We start from the raw sequence: 18,132 nt of genomic DNA, 5'->3' as shown, positions 1-18,132 counted from the left end.
GAGGGTGTTCAGGCCACGCGCTGGGTCAGGTGCGAGGCGATCAGCTGCCTGAACGGCGCCACGCCCTGCGCCAGGCGCAGGCCCGCGGCCCGCAGCAGGCGTGCCGGGCGACGATCGTCGGTGTACAGGCTGGCGATCGCGTTGGTGGCCTCGTACAGCGGCCGCGACGCCAACCGATGACCGCGCTGGTAGCTGGCCAGCATGCCGGCGGCGGCAATGTCGGCACCGCGCCGCTGCTGCGCGACGATGCCCTGTGCCAGCCGCTGTGCGCTGGCCAGTCCCAGATTGAAGCCGTGCGCGGTGACCGGGTGCATGCCCACCGCGGCATCGCCGATCAGCGCGGAACGCTCGCCGACGAAACGGTGCGCGTACACCCCCACCAGCGGATACGCCTGCGGTGTGGCCACCGGCTGCATGCGGCCCAGCCGATGCTCGAAGCAGGCACTGATGGCCTCACCGAAAGCCACCTCGTCCATCGCCAGCAGTTCTTCGATCTGCCGCGGCGGCAGCGTGATCACCGCCGATGCCTGGCCCTCGTTGAGCGGCAGCAGCGCCATCGTGCGGCCGTAGCCGAACCATTCCCAGGCAGTGTGGCGATGGTCGCGCTCGACCTGCATGCGGCACACCAGCATCGACTTGCCGAAGTCGCGCATCTGCGCACCGATGCCGAGCATGCGGCGGGTGGCGGAGAAGCGGCTGTCAGCCGCGACCAGCAGTCGCGCGTGCAGTTGACTGCCGTCATCGAGTCTGACCACGTGGCCCTGCGCATCGGCCTGCACGCCCAGCACCTTGCGCCCATCGAACAGCTCCAGCGCATCCTGGCCCTGCACGGCATCCCAGGCGGCGCGGCGGATCAGGTGGTTGGGCACCAGCCAGCCCAGCGGCTGGCCATCAACCTGGCTGCTGGCGAAGGTCAACGCGAACGGCGAGCCGCCGTTCATCACCCTGGCATCGCGCAGCTCGGCGACTTCGGCCTGCGGCAGGCGCTGCCACAGCCCCAGTTGCTCCATGCTCTGCCGCGAGGCATGGGTCAGCGCGATCTCGCGGCCATCGAAGGCGGCTTCGGCCAGGGCCTGGCGCGGCTGCACTTCGACCAGCCCGACCTGCAGGCCACTGCCGGCCAGCGCACGCGCGAAGCACAGGCCCGCCGGTCCAGCGCCGACCACCACCACGTCCATCCTGCGCATGCGCGCCTCCTGCCGTTGATTCAGTCCGGGCCAGCATAGCGCCGCGCGCATGACTGGCCTTGATCTGGATCAGGCCCGGCTACAGCAGTGCGAACACCAGCGCCAGGATCGACAGCAGCGATACGAGCCAGACCAGGCTGCGCACGTAGGGCACGCCTGCGGCATACAGCGGCAGGTAGACCACACGCGCCCAGACGTAGGCCTGCGCAGCCAGCGCCGTGGTGTCGTTGCTGCGCCCGGCCACGACCACCGCGATGGCGGCAGCGGCGAAGAACGGGAACGTTTCCAGGAAGTTGGCCTGCGCACGCTGCAGGCGACCGGCCAGCGCGCTGAGCGGCTTTGCATCGCCATCGCGTGCCGAGGCATTCCACTTCATCCCGCGCTCGCGGGTGACCACGGTGGAGGTGGCGAAGATGTAGACAAAGCCCAGCAGCACCGACCAGGCCAGCATTGTCAGCTCAGTTGCCATCGTTCATCTCCTCAGGGTGCCGACGCGCGCAGGCTGTAACCGGCCAGGCGCCAGACCTGGTCTTCGTCGAAGCGGAACGAGACCAGCTCGCGCACCGGCTGCGCGCTGTTGGCGAAACGGGTCGGGAAGCTGACGTTGATGTACAGCCCTTCCGGCACCGCAGCACCGGCGCTGTACTTGACCCGGGTGATGGTGGGCTGGCCACGCCCGGCCAACGCACCCAGGCGCGCACGCTCGGTGGTCAGCTGGCTGACGAAGGCGGCCTTCGGCACCGCACGACGGGCGACGGCCGAAGCGCCATCCCACAGTTCGCCGGCGCGGTTGGCATCGACCAGCTGCGCCGCCTTCAACGCAGCCGCGCCCATCTCCGCGTCCTGCTTCTGCACCTGGGCCTGCTGCGCAGCGGTCAACGCCGGGGCACCGGCAGTGGCGGGCTTCGCAGCCGCCGGCGATGCGGGGGCCGGGCGTGCCGGAGCTGGTGCAGGCGTGGCCGGCGCAGGTGCCTGCGCCAACGCAGTCAGGGGCAGCAGGGACAGCAGCAGGAGCACGCGCTTCATGGACACCGCCGGTTTTCTGGAGAGAACCGCAGTCTACGCCAGCGCGGTGACTATGCTGTCAGCGTGCCGGGGCGTCGCCCTCCACCGCTGCCGCATCAGCCTGCGCGGCGGGCGCGGCGGCGTTCCCTGGCGCCTGTTCGGCCACCGGCGGGGGCTCCGGCGGCGCTGGTGGCAGCGTCGCCACATCGATCTCCGACAGCGGGCTTTCGTCGGGACAGACCGCGTCCGGGAAGCCGAAGCGCTGCTTCAACGCCTGGCCACAACTGTTGATCGACTCCATGTCGGCGCCTTCGCGCTTGCACTGCTGGTCGAAGGCGACCAGGAAGGCGTCCTTGCGCTGCACGAAATCGTCGCCGCAGGCACGCATCTGCTTGATCCGTTCCAGATCGTCCTGCACCGCATTGGTGCCATCCAGGCCGTACTGGCGCAGTTCGTCCGGGGTCAGCAGGCGCAGGCTGCGGTTGGGCACGGTCATCATCAGATCGGCCACACCGACCGCCACGCCGTTGCGCTGCAGGTAGTCCTTCACGTTGTCGTAGACCTCGTGCAGCTCGCGGTTGAGCTCGGCGCGCGAGGTGGCCTTGGAGCTGATGCGCATCATGCGGTGGATGCCGACCTTGCCCGACAGCAGGCGGTTGTCGCCGGCGGCCAGCACGAACACGCAGGCGCTGTGGCAGATCGAGCCTTCGCGCACCCAGATGGTCCAGCCCGATTCACCGATGCTGTCACCGGCGACGATCGCCGACTCCACCTGCCCGCCACTGGAATCCAGGTCAAGGATGCGCTTGTGGATCTTCTGCTGGTCGGCCACCACCGCCAGACGCCACATCATCTCGGCGAAGCCCGGATTGATCTTGCCGGCGTAACGCACGCGCATCAGGCCGCGCTCGGCGCACGGCGCCAGCGCCTGGGTGATCTGCTCGCGCTGCAGGCCTTCCAGCTCGACACCGTCGCCAGCCTCGCCGGCGTACTCGGTGCTGCAACTGATCCAGGCGCGTCCATTCTCCAGCTGCGCCTGCGGCCACGGCCGGTCCTCCCGGCTGCGCGGCGGTGCCGACGGCGGCGGTGCGTCAGCCGCATTGATCGACACCATGTTCTCGCCATCGCTGGACGGCGCCCGCGCGGCCTTGTCGGCGGCAGTCACATTGCCCGGATTCTCCAGCTGGCTGCAGCCCGCCAGGGCCAGGCACAACAGGGGCAACCAGCGGAGTTTGGCGGACATCGGGCAACCGGTCTTCACGTGAGCAAGAGCCACAGTCTACCCGTCCAGGCCGCGCATTCAGTGCGTGGTGATGAACCCCTTCTGACCCTTGGGGAAAAAGCGTGTCGACCAAGGTCGACACCTACCAGAGCGGGATGCCCTTCCGACAGATCGCAGGAACCTGTCGAAGGCGGGGTGGGTCCGGTTGCGGGAGTGTCCGCGGCATGGATGCCGCGGCCAAGCCCCCAAGGACGGGTTTACGGCGTCTCCCGCAACCGGGCCCACCCCGCCTCCCCACAGAAAACCAGCTTCTGCCGTTGCCGTTGCCGGCCAGCGGCCGGCACTACCGCGGGTGCCGGGCGCAGCCCGGCCTGACCCCCTTCAGCATCCATGTCCGAATGTGGCGAGTATCGCCGCCCGCACGGGCCTAGACTGGCGCCATGGACACCGCCCTCGCCCTCGACACCGCCGCCTGCGACCGCGCCCGCCTGGCCCGCGACGCACGCTTCGACGGCGTGTTCTTCACCGCCGTGCGCAGCACCGGCATCTATTGCCGCCCGGTGTGCCCGGCACCGCCGCCGAAGCCGCGCAACATCACCTACTTTCCGACCGCCGCGGCCGCTGCGGCCGCCGGGTACCGCCCCTGCCTGCGCTGCCGCCCGGAATTGGCACCGCAGGCCCAGCAGGCCCTGGCCGGACAGACCGTGCAGCGGGCACTGGCGCTGATCCACGGCGGCTTCCTGCAGGAGCAGCCGGTGGCCGATCTTGCAACGAAGCTCGGCCTCAGCGCGCGCCAACTGCAGCGCCTGTTCGTCGAACATCTCGGCGCAACGCCCGGGCAGATCCACGCAACCCATCGCCTGTTGCTGGCCAAACAGTTGCTGACCGAAACCACGCTGGCGGTGACCGACGTCGCGCTGGCTGCCGGCTACAACAGCCTGCGCCGCTTCAATACCGCGTTCCTGCAGGGCTGTGGGATGGCGCCGACCGCCCTGCGTCGCCAGCATCAACCGTTGGCTGCAGATGATGGCGGCCTGGTGCTGCGCCTGGGCTACCGTCCACCACTGGACTTCCCACGCATGCTGGCCTTCCTGCGCAAACGCAGCCTGCCCGGCATCGAACTGATCGGCGAAGACAGCTACCAGCGCGTGCTGGGCACGCCTGAACGCCCCACCCTGCTGCGCGTCACCGCCGACCCGAAGCGCCCGGAGCTGCGCCTGCAACTGGGCGCGGTGGATCCACGCCTGATCCCCGACATCGTGCGCCGCGTGCGTCGGGTGTTTGATCTGGATGCCGACCTGCAGCAGGTCCATGCCGCGCTGGGCGAAGAACCGCTGCTCGCGCGTGGCATCGCCGAACGCCCCGGACTGCGCGTACCCGGCGGCTGGGATGGTTTCGAGGTGGGCGTACGCGCGGTGCTCGGGCAGCAGGTCAGCGTGGCCGCGGCCACCACCTTCGCGCGGCGCCTGGTCGATGCCTACGGCGCACACCTGCCGGGCATGCCATCGGAATTCGATCGCCAGTTCCCCGCGCCCGAGGTACTGGCCGAGGCACCATTGGAATCCATCGGGCTGCCGCGCAGCCGCGCCGCCACCGTGCGCGCCCTGGCCGCCGCCTGCGCCAGCGGCCGGCTCGACTTCGGGCCCGGCCAGGCCTTGGAGGAATTCGTTGCGCGCTGCGTTGCACTGCCCGGCATCGGCCCCTGGACCGCGCAGTACATCGCCCTGCGTGGCCTCGGCCAGCCCGATGCCTTCCCGGCCGGCGACCTTGTGCTGCAGCAGGTGCTCGGCCATGCGCAGGGCCAGCGCCTGAGCGAACGCGCAACCGAAGCGCGCTCGCAACCGTGGCGGCCGTGGCGCGCCTACGCGGTGCTGCACCTGTGGCACCTGTCCGGGACGTTCGTTGGAGAACCGACATGACCCTGTTGTTCGATCGTTTCGACAGCCCGATCGGCGTATTGACCATCGCCGGTGACGAGCGTGGTCTTGCGCACGTGCTGTTTCCGGAGAACCGTCACCCCGCACGCGGGCGCGACGGCTGGCATTACGCACCGGATGCACTGCCGGAGGCACGCGAACAGCTGCTGCAGTTCCTGCACGGTGAACGCAGCCGGTTCGACCTGCAGCTGGCACCACGCGGCACGCTGTTCCAGCTGCGCGTGTGGCAGGCGCTGGCGTTGATTCCGTTCGGCCAGACCTGGAGCTATCTGCAGTTGGCGCAGCACCTGGGCCAACCCAGCGCGACCCGCGCGGTGGGCGCGGCCAATGGCCGCAATCCATTGCCGATCATCCTGCCCTGCCACCGCGTGATCGGCAGCAACGGTGCACTGACCGGCTTCGGTGGCGGCCTGGAAACCAAGGCCGCGCTGCTGCGGCTGGAACAGCGCCAGGCCCCGCTGTTCGCCTGAGAGGGCCGGCCGGGCTGCGCCCGGCACCCGCAGAGGCAACGACAAGGTCAAGAGCCAATACAGCTCCGATTTTCTACGCGTTGGGTGGGGCGGTATGGGTGGGCAGGACACGCCGTAAACCCATCCATGGGGCCTCGATGGCGCCATCCATGGCGCCAACGGTCCTGCCCACCCACACCGCCCCACCTTCGACAGATTCCCGCGGCGGCTGGCAGGTGTCGACCTTGGTCGACACGATAGATCCACGCCATGCGTGGATGGCGGCATCTGGAATCTGTCTGGAGAAAAGCCCCCTTCTTGTTGAAGGGCGCGCCGACAGGCGCGGGATAAGGAGAAAATGCGCGGACACCGCGCGCGATAGCGCGCCGTGTCTTGGGCGCGTCATTACCTCGCACTATCATGCGCGGATGACTTCCGTACGCCTGACCTGCGCGCTGGCGCTGCTGCTGCCCTTGGCCGCCTGCACCACCGCACCCGCCCCTTCCGCCTCTGTTCCCACCGCTGTTGCAACAGCGGCACCGCCCAAGCTGCTGCTGATTTCCATCGATGGCCTGCGTGCCGACGCGCTGGATCGCAGCCTGACCCCGAACCTGCAACGCCTGATCGATGGCGGCGTGCGCGCACGCTGGATGACCCCGTCCTATCCGTCGCTGACCTTCCCGAATCACTACACCCTCGTTACCGGCCTGCGCCCGGACCACCACGGCATCGTCAACAACAGCATGGACGATGAAGCACTGGGCCGGTTCGAGCTGAGCAATCGCGAAGCGGTTACCACCAGTGGCTGGTGGGGCGGCGAACCGATCTGGGTCGGCGCCGAGAATGCTGGCGTGCGTTCGGCCACCACGTCATGGCCGGGCAGTGAATCGGAGATCCGTGGCGTACGCCCCAGCCAGTGGCGCATCTACGACGGCAAGGAGCCGCTGGAACAGCGCGCCGGCATCGTGCTCGATTGGCTGTCACAGACCGACGCCGATGCCCCCCGCCTGACCACGCTGTACATGGAACACGTGGACAAGGCCGGTCACAACTACGGCCCCGAGTCGAAGCAGTACGCCGACGCCATCGTGCGCGCCGACCAGATCGTCGGCCAGGTGCTCGACGGACTCCAGCAACGTGGGCTGGCCGCAACCACCAATGTGATCGTGGTCTCCGACCATGGCATGGCCAGTGTCCCCGCTGGCCGGGTGATCGCCACCGAATCGATGGTCGACCCGGCGATTGCGCGCAATGTCAGCCAGGGCCAGTCGGTCGGCTTCGCACCGGTGGTCGGCCATGAAGCCGCCGCCGAACGCGCTCTGCTCGGCCGCCACGCGCACTACGAATGCTGGAAGAAAGAAAAACTGCCGGCGCGCCTGCACTACGGCACCCATCCGCGCATTCCCGCCATTGTCTGCATGATGGATGAAGGCTGGGATGCCCTGCATCAGGAAAAGATCGCCAAGCGCGAACAGCAGGACCGCGGCTCGCACGGCTACGACAACGCGCTGCCGTCCATGCGCGCGGTGTTCGTGGCCAGTGGCCCGTCGTTCCGCCAGGGCCTGGTGATCGATGGCTTCGACAATGTCGATGTCTATCCACTGCTGGCACACCTTCTGCAGGTACCAGCCGCGCCGAACGACGGCAACCCGGAAACGCTGAAGAAGACCCTGCGCTGATCCGGTTGTAGAGCCGAGCCCACGCTCGGCTGCATTGCGCCAGCCGGGCATGGGCTCGGCTCTGCAAAATCATGCATAAAAAAACGCGGCGCCAGGCGCCGCGTTCTTCCTTGGACCAGTCGCGCGGCCGGATCAGGCCTTGGCGACGGCCTTCTTCGCCACGGCCTTCTTCGCCGGAGCCTTGGCCACGGTCTTCTTGGCAACCGGGGCGGCGGCGCCTACGGCGACCTTGCTCGCGGTATGCGAACGGGCGTTGCCGTAGCTGGCGTTGTAGCGCTTGCCCTTGGCGGTCTTGCGGTCACCCTTACCCATGTCTTCAACTCCTCAAGTGTGAAATCTGGTTACCCCGTACTGACACGGGTTCGGCGGGGCCGCCTTGCTGGGCGCCCCCGCGCACGATCGAAAATCCTATCATGGAGCGCCTAGTGCGCGCAGCTGGCGTCGTGTACGTGGCCGTGGTTCAGGCGCAGGTTGACCAGATGGGCAACGCCCACCAGCAGGCCACCGATGGTCATCACCACCGCATGCGGCACGGCGTTGTGATGCAGCGGCTCGTACAGCACGCCGGCCCACAGCGCGACCAGGCCGGGGATCAGGAAGCCCAGCGCACGCAGCGCGCCATGGCGGCGGTAACCCCAGACCAGACTGAACAGCCCAAGCAGGGTCACGAACAGCACCAGGGCCTGTTCAACGCCGTCGCTCAGCCAGAACGACAGGCCCAGCGAGGGCGCTGCCGCCAGCAGCACCGGGATGACTGCGCAATGCACCGCGCACAGCATCGAACCGGTGGCACCGAAACGGTCGAGCAGGTGGCGCAGGCGTGAGGACAAGGACATGACTTCCAGCAGGGTCGGCGAATCGTTATGGAATAATATAACATCCCTTCCCAACCCGCACGCTTTCCCTCCCCCTGTCCCATCGACGGGATTCGTGCGCCCCGCGATTGATACAGTGTAACAAAGGACCCATCCATGCCCGCCCACACCGCACGGCTCAAGCCGCATTCCCTGGCCCTGGCCCTCGCCGCCCTGCTGCCGTCCGTCGCCTTTGCAGCCGGTCAGGACACCGCCCATCGTGACCGCCACCTGACCGAGCTGTCCTCGGTGCAGGTCACCGCGTCGCCGCTGCAGGGCGATGCCGAATCCCTTGCGCGCCCGGTGGAGGTGCTGGCCGGTGAGCGCCTGGACGAACAGAAGGCCGGCACCCTCGGCGATACCGTGGCCAAGCTGCCCGGCGTGCAGAGCACCTTCTTCGGGCCCGGCGTCGGGCGCCCGATCATCCGCGGCCAGGAAGGCCCACGCGTTGCGGTGCTGTCCAACGGCATGGGCAACATGGATGCATCCACCGTCAGTGCGGACCATGCCACCAGCATCGAGCCGTTCCTGGCTGACCAGATCGAAGTGCTGAAGGGGCCGGCCACGCTGCTGTTCGGCAGCGGTGCCATCGGTGGTGCGGTCAATGTGGTCGACGGCCGCATCGCGCGCGAGCTGCCCGAGCGCCCGCTCAGCGGCCGCGCCGAGCTGCGTGGCAATTCGGTGAACAACGAGCGCAGCGGCATGTTCCGCCTCGATGGCGTCAGCGGCAATGTCGTGCTTCATGTGGACGGCCTGGTGCGCAATGGCGACGACTACCGCATTCCCGGCTATGCGGTGATCGACAGCCTGGAAGACCACCACGACGACCACGACCACGACCACGCGGGCGAGGAAGGCGAAGAGCCGCGTCGCGGCCGCCTCGACAACAGCTCCATCCGCACCCGCGCCGGCGGCGTCGGCGCCACCTGGCTGGGCGAAGGCGGCTACTTCGGCGTGTCGGCCAGCACCTACCGCACCAACTACGGCATTCCCAACGGCGCACACGTGCACGCCGACGGCGACGATCACGGCCATGACCACGGCCACGACCACGGCGATGAAGAGGAAGGCGGCGACGAGCATGACGTGCGCATCGACATGGTGCAGAACCGCTTCGAGACCAAGGCCGGCATCTACAACCCGGTCTCGTTCCTGAAGAACATCAACGCACGCGTGGCCTACACCGACTACGAGCACGTGGAGCTGGAGGCCGGCACGCCCTCCACCCGCTTCACCAACCGTGGCATCGAAGCGCGCCTGGAAGCGGTGCAGCAGCAGATCGGTGGCTGGGACGGCGCCTTCGGCCTGCAGTTCGGCAACAGTGATTTCGGCGCCAAGGGTGAAGAAGCGTTCGTACCGGATACCGGTACGAAGAACATCGGCCTGTTTGTACTGCAGGAAAAGCAGTTCGGCCCGTTCAAGCTGGAACTGGGCGGCCGCCACGACCAGGTCAAGCTGGACCCGACCGGTGACTACCGGCGCCGCACCTTCGGCGCCACCAACCTCTCGGCTGCCGGCATCTGGAAGCTCAACGACGCGGTCGACCTGCGCATCGGCGTGGACAGCTCCGAGCGTGCACCGACCAACGAAGAGCTGTACGCCGCCGGCGCGCACATTGCTACCCGTTCGCTGGAGATCGGCGACGGCAACCTGAAGACCGAGCGCGGCCAGCGCGTGGAGCTGGGCATCCACACCCACAGCGAGCGCCTGGACTTCTCCGCCTCGGTCTACCAGACCAAGTTCAAGGACTTCATCTACCTGGCCGACACCGGCGTTACCGAGGGCCTGCCGGTTCGTGCGTGGACCCAGCAGGACGCGGTATTCCGCGGTGCCGAGGCCGAGGCCCTGGTGCACCTGTTCGAGGGCGGCGCCGGTGACTGGGACCTGCGCCTGTTCGGTGACTACGTGAAAGCCAAGCTGGATGGCAGCGGCAGCCGCAACCTCGACATCGCCGTGCCGCACGGCGACCACAACCACAACTATACGGTGGAGCTGGCCAACACCGGCTACCTGCCGCGCATCGCCCCGGCCCGCGTCGGCGCCGACCTGCGCTGGTCGAAGGATGGCTGGCGCGCCTCGGTCGGTGCGGTGCGTTACAGCCGCCAGAAGGACGTGGCGCAGAACGAGGAGCCGAGCGATGGCTACACCCTGGTCGATGCGCACCTGGCCTATCGTTGGGACCGCAACGCCAGCAACAGCTACGAGGTGTTCCTGGATGGCAGCAACCTGACCAACCGCGAAGTGCGTCCGCATACCTCGCTGCTGCGCGACTACTCGCCGCTGCCGGGCCGTGGCGTCGCATTCGGTATCCGCGCGTTCTTCTGATCGGATGTAGGAGGGGCGGATCCCTTTCCGCGGGAAAGGGCTCTGCCCCCACTCGCCCTTCAACGCATGGCGGGACCGCACCACGAGTACCATTCTCTCTCCCGGGGGGCCGTCTGGCTCCCCGTTCCTTTGTGCGTGAGCGAGGTCGCGGCGCCCTCGCTCACGCACCCGTCACAAAGATGTGCGTACCACAACAAGCGGACAATCCCGTCACTCAATGTCTCGCCAAGCGGACACTTTTGTCCGAAAATAACTCCATGACCGCCCAACGTGCCGATGCTGCTGCCCGCCGTGCCCTCATCCTCGACGCCGCCGATCATGTGTTCGGCCAACACGGTGTCACTGCCCCACTGGACCTGGTGGTCGAACGCGCCCAGGTGGGCCGCGCCACCCTGTACCGCAACTTCCCCGACCGCACCGCGCTGATCCAGGCGCTGCTGCAGCGTACGGTCGACCGCATCCGGCGCCAGGTCGAACAGCTCGGCGACCGCGACGACGCCCTGTTCGAGGTGTTCGAGGGCATGGCCCAGCGCATCATCGATTCGCCGGCGCTGGCCGATTACTGGCGCGCGGTCGATTCGGACGTGCCGGCCATGCGCGCGGCGCGCGAGACCGTGCGCGACCTGCTGGAGGAGCCGATCGCCCGCGCCAAGGCCGCCGGGCTGTGCCGTGCCGATCTGGAGAAGACGGATATTTCACTGATCTCGGGCATGCTGGGCGCAGCCCTGCGCGGCAAGACCCGCGACGAGCGCGCCCACCTCGCCGGGCGCGCCCTGCAGCTGCTGCGCGGGGGTCTCCAGGGAGCAACCAGCGAGGCCCGCTGATGGTCCAGCCGTATCTGAAGCCGGTTCCGGATTGGGAGGAGCACGAGAAGCCGACCATGCCCGGCTCGGCGTCGATGCCCTGGCACCCACCGTACCGGCGTGTGGCTTATGCGCTGGTATCGCTGCTGGTGGCGATCACCGGCGGGCTGGGCAATGCGCTGGTCACTGCCAACCTGCCGTTCCTGCAGGGCCAGCTGGCGCTGACCCCGACCCAGGGCAGCTGGCTGGTGGCGGCCTATGCAATGGTCAATGTCACCGCCAACCTGCTGGCCTTCAAATTCCGCCAGCAGTACGGCATCCGCCTGTTCGCCGAAATCGGGCTGGGCCTGTACGCGGCGCTGGCGGTGCTGCACCTGTTCGTCGGCAGCTTCGAGACCACGATGCTGACCCGTGCCGCCAGCGGCTTCGCCGGCGCGGCCTGTTCGACCTTGGGCACGCTGTACATGCTGCAGGCCCTGCCCCGCCGCTTTACCGGCAACCTGCTGGTGGTCGGCGTCGGCCTTTCGCAGCTGGCGGTGCCGATCGCCTGGATCGTTTCACCAGGCTTGGTGGATACCGGCCAGTGGCACCAGCTGTATTCGTTCGAGGCCGGCCTTGCGTTGTGCGCATTCGCCGCCGTAGTGGTGTTGAAGCTGCCGCCCGGCATCCAGGTGAAGGCCTTCGAGCCGCTGGATTTCCTTACCTTCGCGTTGCTGGCGCCGGCGGTTGCGCTGCTGGTGATCGTACTGGCGCAGGGCTACACCCGTTGGTGGCTCAACACGCCGTGGCTGGGCTGGGCGCTGATCGCCTCGATCGTGCTGTCCACCACCGCCTTCATCATCGAGCACTACCGGCGCAATCCGCTGCTGCAGACACGCTGGCTGGCCAGCCTGCCCGTACTGCATTTCATCGTCGGCGCGTTCCTGATCCGCTTCCTGACCACCGAGCAGTCCTACGGCGTGGTCAACCTGATGCGCACGCTCGGCATGGGCCCTGATCAGTTGCGGCCGCTGTTCGTGGTGATTCTTGCCGGCGTGATCACCGGTATCGCCGGCACTGCACTGACTTTCGGGCCCAAACGGCTGATCCCGCAGCTGCTGATGGCGATCCTGCTGCTGGGCGCTGCCGCCTTCTTCGACCAGCACCGCACCAGCCTGGATCGGCCGCACGACTTCTACGCCAGCCAGTTCCTGGCCTCGGTCGGTGCCGGCATGTTCATGGGCCCGCTGATCATGCTCGGCATTTCCGCTGCGTTGAAACAGGGTGTGGACCACATGATCACCTTCCTGGTGACGCTGTCGATCACGCAGACGCTGGGCGGCCTGGCAGGTTCGGCGGTGCTGGGGACCTTCCAGCTGCATCGCGAGCAGTTGTACTCCAGCGCGTTGACCAGCCAGCTCGATCCCGCCGATCCGGTGGTGGCGCAGCGCCTGCGCATCCAACAGCAGCTGTATGCCGCCCAGATCACCGACCCGGTGCTGCGCAGCGCGCAGGGCAGCGCGCAGCTGGCGCAGACCACTCGCCGCGAAGCCAACGTGCGCGGCTTCAATGATGTGTTCACGCTGAGCGGCTGGCTGGCGATCGGCTTCCTGTGCTGGTTGCTGCTGCTGTCGCTGCGCACCGCCGTGCTCAAGCAATGGCGCAAGCGCCACCCCGCCCTTTCCACTGCGGCCACGCCAGCCGCGCCCCGCTGAGTTCTCGACCATGCCCCCCGTCCCGCCCCGATCCGACGACGCCGACAACGTGACCCCACCGCCGCCGACCGACGCGGCGCCTGCGCCCACGCCCGTTGAACCGGCGGTCGCGCCGAAGTACCTCAAGCCCAGCGCGCGCAGCGTGGTAGTGATGGTGGTGGTCGCCCTGCTGGGCATCGCGCTGATCCTGCGCGCCTGGCACCTGTGGCCGTTCACCAGCAGCGTGATGGTGACCGACAACGCCTATGTGCGCGGACAGATCACGGTGATGGCGCCGCAGGTGAATGGCTATGTGACTGAAGTGCTGGTGAAGGATTTCCAGCACGTAAGGCAGGGCGAGCCGCTGCTGCGCATCGATGACCGCATCTATGCCCAACGCGTCGCCCAGGCGCAAGCGACGCTGGACAGTGCGCGCGCGGCGCTGGCCAACTCCGACCAGTCGCAGGCGCAGAACCGTGCGCAGATCGCCTCGGCGCGCGCCACGCTCTCGGCTGGCCAGGCCGAACTGCAGCGCGCACGCAACGAGCTGAAGCGCTACGAGGAACTGGCCGCGCAGCAGTTGGTGTCGATCAATGACCGCGACAAGTTCCGCACCAGCCAAGCCTCGGCGCAGGCCAGCGTGCAGCAGTCGCAGGCGCAGATCCGAATCGCCGAGGAAACACTGGTGTCGACCCAGGTCGCGCGCAAGAGCCTGGAGGCCCAGGTGGAAAGCGCACAGGCGCAGCTGGAACTGGCCCGCATCGACCTGGCCAATACGGTGATCCACGCACCGCGCGACGGCCAGATCAGTGAAGCCAGCGTGCGCGTGGGCCAGTATGTCGCCGCCGGTTCGCAGCTGCTGTTCCTGGTACCTGACACACTGTGGGTGGTGGCCAACTACAAGGAAGGCCAGACCTGGGGAATGGCGATCGGCCAGCCGGCCACGTTCTCGGTGGACGCGTTCCAGGGCCAGGTGCTGCGCGGCCGCGTGCAGGAGATCGCGCCCGCCACCGGATCGGAGTTCAGCGTGTTGCGCCCGGACAATGCCAGCGGCAACTTCACCAAGGTAGTGCAGCGGCTGCCGGTGAGGATATCGATCGATGAAGGCCAGAAGCTGGCCGCGCAGCTGCGGCCTGGCATGTCGGTGATCGTGCGGGTGGATACCGCAGGCAAGCCGATGGACTAGCGTTTGTCATGAAACGGGGGTCAGATCCCTTTTGCCAAGGCAAAAGGGATCTGACCCCAAGACCCATTGCTCAGCCCGCGCAGCGCGCGCAGAGACCGTGCACTTCCAGCGTCTGTGCCTGCGGCTGGAAGCCCAGTTCCTTGGCCCGCTTCTCCAGCTGGCTGACGATCTCGCGGTCTTCCAGCTCCACTGCGCTGTGGCAGCTGTTGCAGATCAGGAACGGCACCGAATGGGCGGCGCTGCTGGGATGGTGGCAGGCCACGAAGGCATTCACCGACTCCAGCTTGTGCACAAAGCCATTGGCCATCAGGAAGTCCAGCGCGCGGTACACGGTGGGCGGGGCATCAGCGCCCACGCCCTTGCCGTTGCGCACCCATTCCAGCAGCTCGTAGGCCTTGACCGGCTTGCCGGCCTCGGCGATCAGCTTCAGCACGTTGGCGCGGATCGGGGTCAGGCGCAGCCCGCGTTCGCGCGAGACACGCTCGACCACCGCCACGAAATCCGATGCGTCGTGGACGTGGTGGTGCGGGGCGGTACAGGCAGTGGCGGTCTTGGCGGGCATGCGTGTTCTCCGGTTCGGGCCTGGCAAGGATGCCTCAGGCCGTTGCTACCTTGGTGATGGCCACATCAATGCGTTTCAAGGCCTGTTCGCGGCCGGCCAGGTACACGGTATGGGAAATGTCAGGGCTGACCTGGGTGCCGGTGATGGCCACGCGCAGCGGCTGGGCGACCTTGCCCATGCCGATCTCCAGCGCTGCGGCCGCGTCATGCAGGGCCACCCCCACCGACTCGGCGGTCCATTCCGGCAGCGCGGCCAGCAGCTCGCGGGCCTTGCCCAGCGCCACCTCGGCACCGGCCTTGAAGTGCTTGGCCACCGCCGCTTCATCGTACTCGGTCAGCGGCTGGTACCAGACCACGGCCTTCTCGGCCATTTCCTTCAGGGTCTGCACGCGTTCACGCAGGGCGATCACCACATCCTCCGGAGCCGGGCCGGCGGCCACGTCCAGCCTCAGCTTCTGCAGCTGGTAGACCAGGTGCGGCACGATCGCGGCCACGTCCTCGGTCTTCAGGAAGTGCTGGTTGACCCAGCCCAGCTTGGCCATGTCCAGGCGCGAGGCCTTGGAATTGCAATCCTTCACGTCGAACAGGTCGATCAGTTCCTGGCGGCTGAACAGCTCCTGGTCACCATGCGACCAGCCCAGGCGGGCCAGGTAGCTCAGCAGCGCATCGGGCAGGTAGCCGGCGTCCTTGTACTGCATCACGTCAGCCGCACCGGTGCGCTTGGACAGCTTGGCGCCCTGCTCGTCCAGGATCATCGGCATGTGGCCGAACCTGGGCACCGGCGCGCCGATGCCTTCATACAGGTTGATCTGGCGCGGGGTGTTGTTGATGTGGTCGTCGCCGCGGATGACCTCGGTGATGCCCATGTCCCAGTCGTCCACCACCACCGCGAAGTTGTAGGTGGGGTAGCCGTCCGGGCGGAAGATGACCATGTCATCCAGCTCGCTGTTGGCGATCTCGATGCGGCCCTTGATCAGGTCATCGAACACCACCGTGCCTTCCAGCGGGTTCTTGAAGCGGATGACGCGGTTCGGGTCGTCCCGGTAGGGCAGGCCCAGATCGCGCGCAGCGCCGTTGTAGCGCGGCTTTTCCTGCCTGGCCATGGCGGCCTCGCGCATGGCATCCAGCTCCTCGCGGGTCTCGTAGGCGTAGTAAGCCTTGCCCTCGGCGATCAGCTGCTCGGCCACTTCCTGGTAACGGGCGACGCGGTCGGTCTGGTAGATCGGGCCTTCGTCGTAGTCCAGGCCCAGCCACTCCATCGCCTCCAGGATGGCGTCGATTGCGCCCTGGGTGCTGCGTTCGCGGTCGGTGTCCTCGATGCGCAGCACGAACTCACCGCCGCGGTGACGGGCCTCCAGCCAGCAGTACAGCGCGGTGCGGGCACCACCGATGTGCAGGTAGCCAGTGGGACTGGGGGCGAAGCGGGTGCGGCAGGTCATGGACGGCTCGAGGAACGGGAATCCCCCGATTTTACCAGCCCACCGCCCCCGACGGAAAAAGGGGACGGAGGGGATTAAGTCGCGATTGCCCAGCCCTGGGGTGCTGCAACCGGGAAGCGGAGGGGAGATACGACTTAATCCCCTCCGTCCCCTTTTACGGTTCTGCCTTTCGCGGGAAGGACGGCTCGCGCATTGCGGCGTTGTAGGCGAACGAAGCGACGATGGCCGCGGCCTGCTTCAGGTCTTCCGGTTCGGCGTGGTCCCAGGTGTCCAGGTGGCTGTGGTGGACGTTGGTGAAGTAGTCCAGCCGGTCCTGGATGAACTGGAAGCCCGGCAGGCCGATGCGATCGAAGCTGATGTGGTCGGTACTGCCGGTGTTGCGGGTGGCCACGGTGGTGGCGCCGACGTCATGGAACGGCGCCAGCCAGGCTTCGAAGATCGGCATCGCCGCCAGGTTTTCCTGCGCGTAGATGCCACGGAAGCGGCCCGAGCCGTTGTCCATGTTGAAGTAAACCTGGAACTTGCTGTAATCGCGGGTCTTCTGCAGTGCACCGGTCGGCTCGCGCAGCGACGCCGGCAGCGCCTTCTGCGCCGCGTCAGTGGGTTCGGGGAAGCGACCGAAATGCTTGGCGACGTAGGCCTGCGAGCCGATCAGGCCCTGCTCCTCGCCGCTCCACAGCGCCACGCGGATGGTGCGCTTGGGCTTGGCGCCGGTGGCCTTGAGGATGCGCATCGCCTCCATCATCACCGCCACGCCGGCCGCGTTGTCGGCCGCACCGGTGCCGCTGTGCCACGAATCCAGGTGCGCACCGATCATCACCACTTCATCGGGCTTGCTGCTGCCGCGGATCTCGGCCAGCGTGTTGTAGCCGGGCTGGTCGGCCTCGTCGGTGAAGCGCGCCGCTACATCCACGCGCAGGCGCACCGTCTGCTTGGCCTGAAGCGCGCGCACCAGCGGATTGAAGTGTTCGCTGATCATCGCCAGTTCCGGGATGCCCACCGGCTCACCGGCCTTGCGCGAACCGCCGCCGGCAACGCGGATGATGCCGTTGTCCCAACTGCTGATGCTGATCGAGGCCAGCGCGCCCTCTTCGACGAAAAACGCATTGACCTTGGCCGCCAGCTGCCGGCGTTCCTGGTACTCCTTGACCCGCTTGGCGCGCTCGGCGGTAGCGTCCTTGTCCTTGGGCAGGGTGAACTCCTGCAGGCCCTCGAGCGAGGTTGCGTCGTGGCGGTGCGAATCGGGCTCGGTGCCCCGCTTGTATTCGCGTGCCTCGCCCAGCAGGAGGATCTTGCCGCGCAGCTTGCCGCGGTACTTCTCGATGTCTTCGGGCTTCTTGATGTCGACCTGCACCAGCTCGCCTTCGACCGGGCCCTTCGTACCGGGGGTCCAGGCTTTGGGCAGCGCATGCAGCGGCTGCACGCGGTCACCCAGCATTTCCACGCTCGCCGAGGTGAATTCCCAGCCACGGCCGAAATCATCGAAGGCTTCGTCGTGGACGTTGTCCAGCTTCCATTCGTTGAACTTGCCGCGGGTCCACGCATTGGCGCGGCCCATCGCCGGCGAATTGCTCAGGCGCGGGCCGATGCGCTCGGTGAGATAGCTGAAGGTGTCCATCACCTGCGAACGGTGGAACGCCTCCTGACGGATGCGGCTGACCATGTCCAGGTCCACCGTTTCGCGCTGCTGCGCCGCTGCATTGCCACCCATCGCCAGCGCTACGGCCAGCACGCCCCACTTCAACACATCGCACCCCTGCCCTTCGGCTCGATCATCAACCCATCGAGTCTAGCCAGCCGGGGCGCGGCGAT

Annotated in this window: 16 protein-coding genes; 7 read left to right on the top strand and 9 right to left on the bottom strand. The window is 67.5% G+C overall.

The features are described from left to right. Positions 1-8: 8 nt before the first annotated feature. From ubiM to PEM_RS04595, 4 genes are all read right to left on the bottom strand, one after another. A complete protein-coding gene (gene ubiM / locus PEM_RS04610) occupies positions 9-1,187 on the bottom strand; it encodes a 5-demethoxyubiquinol-8 5-hydroxylase UbiM (protein WP_111127928.1) in 1,179 nt (392 codons plus the stop codon). Positions 1,188-1,266: 79 nt separating this feature from the next. Further along, positions 1,267-1,656, bottom strand: coding sequence for an MAPEG family protein (locus tag PEM_RS04605; RefSeq protein ID WP_095379034.1), 390 nt, complete (start codon positions 1,654-1,656; stop codon positions 1,267-1,269). Positions 1,657-1,667: 11 nt separating this feature from the next. After that, positions 1,668-2,213, bottom strand: a complete 546-nt coding sequence (locus PEM_RS04600) for a DUF4019 domain-containing protein (protein ID WP_111127929.1) — start codon at positions 2,211-2,213, stop codon at positions 1,668-1,670. A gap of 58 nt (positions 2,214-2,271) precedes the next feature. Beyond that, complete coding sequence (locus PEM_RS04595) at positions 2,272-3,435, bottom strand: hypothetical protein (protein WP_111127931.1); 1,164 nt, start codon at positions 3,433-3,435, stop codon at positions 2,272-2,274. A 419-nt stretch (positions 3,436-3,854) separates the two neighbouring features. Between PEM_RS04595 and PEM_RS04585 the strand changes: the two genes are divergently transcribed. From PEM_RS04585 to PEM_RS04575, 3 genes are all read left to right on the top strand, one after another. Further along, positions 3,855-5,333 carry a DNA-3-methyladenine glycosylase 2 gene (locus PEM_RS04585; protein WP_111127934.1) on the top strand — a complete coding sequence of 493 codons (1,479 nt, stop codon included), beginning with the start codon at positions 3,855-3,857 and terminating at the stop codon, positions 5,331-5,333. Further along, positions 5,330-5,821: a methylated-DNA--[protein]-cysteine S-methyltransferase gene (locus tag PEM_RS04580; RefSeq protein WP_111127935.1), complete on the top strand. Its 492-nt coding sequence runs from the start codon at positions 5,330-5,332 to the stop codon at positions 5,819-5,821. The genes PEM_RS04585 and PEM_RS04580 overlap by 4 nt, the downstream gene beginning before the upstream one ends. 407 nt (positions 5,822-6,228) lie before the next feature. Then, positions 6,229-7,479, top strand: coding sequence for an ectonucleotide pyrophosphatase/phosphodiesterase (locus PEM_RS04575; RefSeq protein WP_111127936.1), 1,251 nt, complete (start codon positions 6,229-6,231; stop codon positions 7,477-7,479). 132 nt (positions 7,480-7,611) lie between these two features. Here PEM_RS04575 and PEM_RS04570 read toward each other — a convergent pair whose 3' ends face one another. Next, on the bottom strand, positions 7,612-7,791 hold the full coding sequence (locus tag PEM_RS04570; RefSeq protein ID WP_004150462.1) for a 30S ribosomal protein THX: 180 nt from the start codon (positions 7,789-7,791) through the stop codon (positions 7,612-7,614). Positions 7,792-7,901: 110 nt separating this feature from the next. Continuing rightward, positions 7,902-8,315: a MerC domain-containing protein gene (locus tag PEM_RS04565; RefSeq protein ID WP_005415804.1), complete on the bottom strand. Its 414-nt coding sequence runs from the start codon at positions 8,313-8,315 to the stop codon at positions 7,902-7,904. Between the two features lie 135 nt (positions 8,316-8,450). Between PEM_RS04565 and PEM_RS04560 the strand changes: the two genes are divergently transcribed. The 4 genes from PEM_RS04560 to PEM_RS04545 all read left to right on the top strand — a co-directional run bounded on the left by PEM_RS04560 (position 8,451) and on the right by PEM_RS04545 (position 14,320). Beyond that, on the top strand, positions 8,451-10,658 hold the full coding sequence (locus PEM_RS04560) for a TonB-dependent receptor (RefSeq protein WP_070489233.1): 2,208 nt from the start codon (positions 8,451-8,453) through the stop codon (positions 10,656-10,658). 257 nt (positions 10,659-10,915) lie between these two features. Then, positions 10,916-11,482 carry a TetR/AcrR family transcriptional regulator gene (locus PEM_RS04555; RefSeq protein WP_005415802.1) on the top strand — a complete coding sequence of 189 codons (567 nt, stop codon included), beginning with the start codon at positions 10,916-10,918 and terminating at the stop codon, positions 11,480-11,482. Continuing rightward, the gene (locus PEM_RS04550; RefSeq protein ID WP_065177464.1) at positions 11,482-13,155 is read left to right on the top strand and encodes an MFS transporter; all 1,674 of its coding nucleotides are present in this window, start codon (positions 11,482-11,484) and stop codon (positions 13,153-13,155) included. Before PEM_RS04555 ends, PEM_RS04550 begins: the two co-directional genes overlap by 1 nt. 10 nt (positions 13,156-13,165) lie before the next feature. Next, complete coding sequence (locus PEM_RS04545; protein WP_005415800.1) at positions 13,166-14,320, top strand: HlyD family secretion protein; 1,155 nt, start codon at positions 13,166-13,168, stop codon at positions 14,318-14,320. A gap of 70 nt (positions 14,321-14,390) precedes the next feature. Here the strand turns inward: PEM_RS04545 and PEM_RS04540 are convergent, their stop codons facing one another. From PEM_RS04540 to PEM_RS04530, 3 genes are all read right to left on the bottom strand, one after another. Then, positions 14,391-14,882: a Fur family transcriptional regulator gene (locus PEM_RS04540; protein WP_005415799.1), complete on the bottom strand. Its 492-nt coding sequence runs from the start codon at positions 14,880-14,882 to the stop codon at positions 14,391-14,393. Positions 14,883-14,916: 34 nt separating this feature from the next. Then, positions 14,917-16,320 (bottom strand): glutamate--tRNA ligase, encoded by a 1,404-nt coding sequence (gltX, locus tag PEM_RS04535; protein WP_111127938.1) that lies wholly within the window; start codon positions 16,318-16,320, stop codon positions 14,917-14,919. Between the two features lie 154 nt (positions 16,321-16,474). Further along, complete coding sequence (locus PEM_RS04530; RefSeq protein ID WP_111127939.1) at positions 16,475-18,067, bottom strand: M20/M25/M40 family metallo-hydrolase; 1,593 nt, start codon at positions 18,065-18,067, stop codon at positions 16,475-16,477. Positions 18,068-18,132: the final 65 nt, after the last annotated feature.

It is taken from the genome of Stenotrophomonas sp. Pemsol (assembly GCF_003586545.1).
In the GTDB taxonomy this organism is placed as follows: domain Bacteria; phylum Pseudomonadota; class Gammaproteobacteria; order Xanthomonadales; family Xanthomonadaceae; genus Stenotrophomonas; species Stenotrophomonas sepilia.
Note: the sequence above shows the minus strand (reverse complement) of the source record. Positions and strands in the feature narration are given on the sequence as shown.

What these genes read in the sequence shown, in the direction of transcription:
- ubiM (WP_111127928.1), bottom strand. Translation starts at nt 1,187, where the DNA reads ATGCGCAGGATGGACGTGGTGGTGGTCGGCGCTGGACCGGCGGGCCTG.
- PEM_RS04605 (WP_095379034.1), bottom strand. Translation starts at nt 1,656, where the DNA reads ATGGCAACTGAGCTGACAATGCTGGCCTGGTCGGTGCTGCTGGGCTTT.
- PEM_RS04600 (WP_111127929.1), bottom strand. Translation starts at nt 2,213, where the DNA reads ATGAAGCGCGTGCTCCTGCTGCTGTCCCTGCTGCCCCTGACTGCGTTG.
- PEM_RS04595 (WP_111127931.1), bottom strand. Translation starts at nt 3,435, where the DNA reads ATGTCCGCCAAACTCCGCTGGTTGCCCCTGTTGTGCCTGGCCCTGGCG.
- PEM_RS04585 (WP_111127934.1), top strand. Translation starts at nt 3,855, where the DNA reads ATGGACACCGCCCTCGCCCTCGACACCGCCGCCTGCGACCGCGCCCGC.
- PEM_RS04580 (WP_111127935.1), top strand. Translation starts at nt 5,330, where the DNA reads ATGACCCTGTTGTTCGATCGTTTCGACAGCCCGATCGGCGTATTGACC.
- PEM_RS04575 (WP_111127936.1), top strand. Translation starts at nt 6,229, where the DNA reads ATGACTTCCGTACGCCTGACCTGCGCGCTGGCGCTGCTGCTGCCCTTG.
- PEM_RS04570 (WP_004150462.1), bottom strand. Translation starts at nt 7,791, where the DNA reads ATGGGTAAGGGTGACCGCAAGACCGCCAAGGGCAAGCGCTACAACGCC.
- PEM_RS04565 (WP_005415804.1), bottom strand. Translation starts at nt 8,315, where the DNA reads ATGTCCTTGTCCTCACGCCTGCGCCACCTGCTCGACCGTTTCGGTGCC.
- PEM_RS04560 (WP_070489233.1), top strand. Translation starts at nt 8,451, where the DNA reads ATGCCCGCCCACACCGCACGGCTCAAGCCGCATTCCCTGGCCCTGGCC.
- PEM_RS04555 (WP_005415802.1), top strand. Translation starts at nt 10,916, where the DNA reads ATGACCGCCCAACGTGCCGATGCTGCTGCCCGCCGTGCCCTCATCCTC.
- PEM_RS04550 (WP_065177464.1), top strand. Translation starts at nt 11,482, where the DNA reads ATGGTCCAGCCGTATCTGAAGCCGGTTCCGGATTGGGAGGAGCACGAG.
- PEM_RS04545 (WP_005415800.1), top strand. Translation starts at nt 13,166, where the DNA reads ATGCCCCCCGTCCCGCCCCGATCCGACGACGCCGACAACGTGACCCCA.
- PEM_RS04540 (WP_005415799.1), bottom strand. Translation starts at nt 14,882, where the DNA reads ATGCCCGCCAAGACCGCCACTGCCTGTACCGCCCCGCACCACCACGTC.
- gltX (WP_111127938.1), bottom strand. Translation starts at nt 16,320, where the DNA reads ATGACCTGCCGCACCCGCTTCGCCCCCAGTCCCACTGGCTACCTGCAC.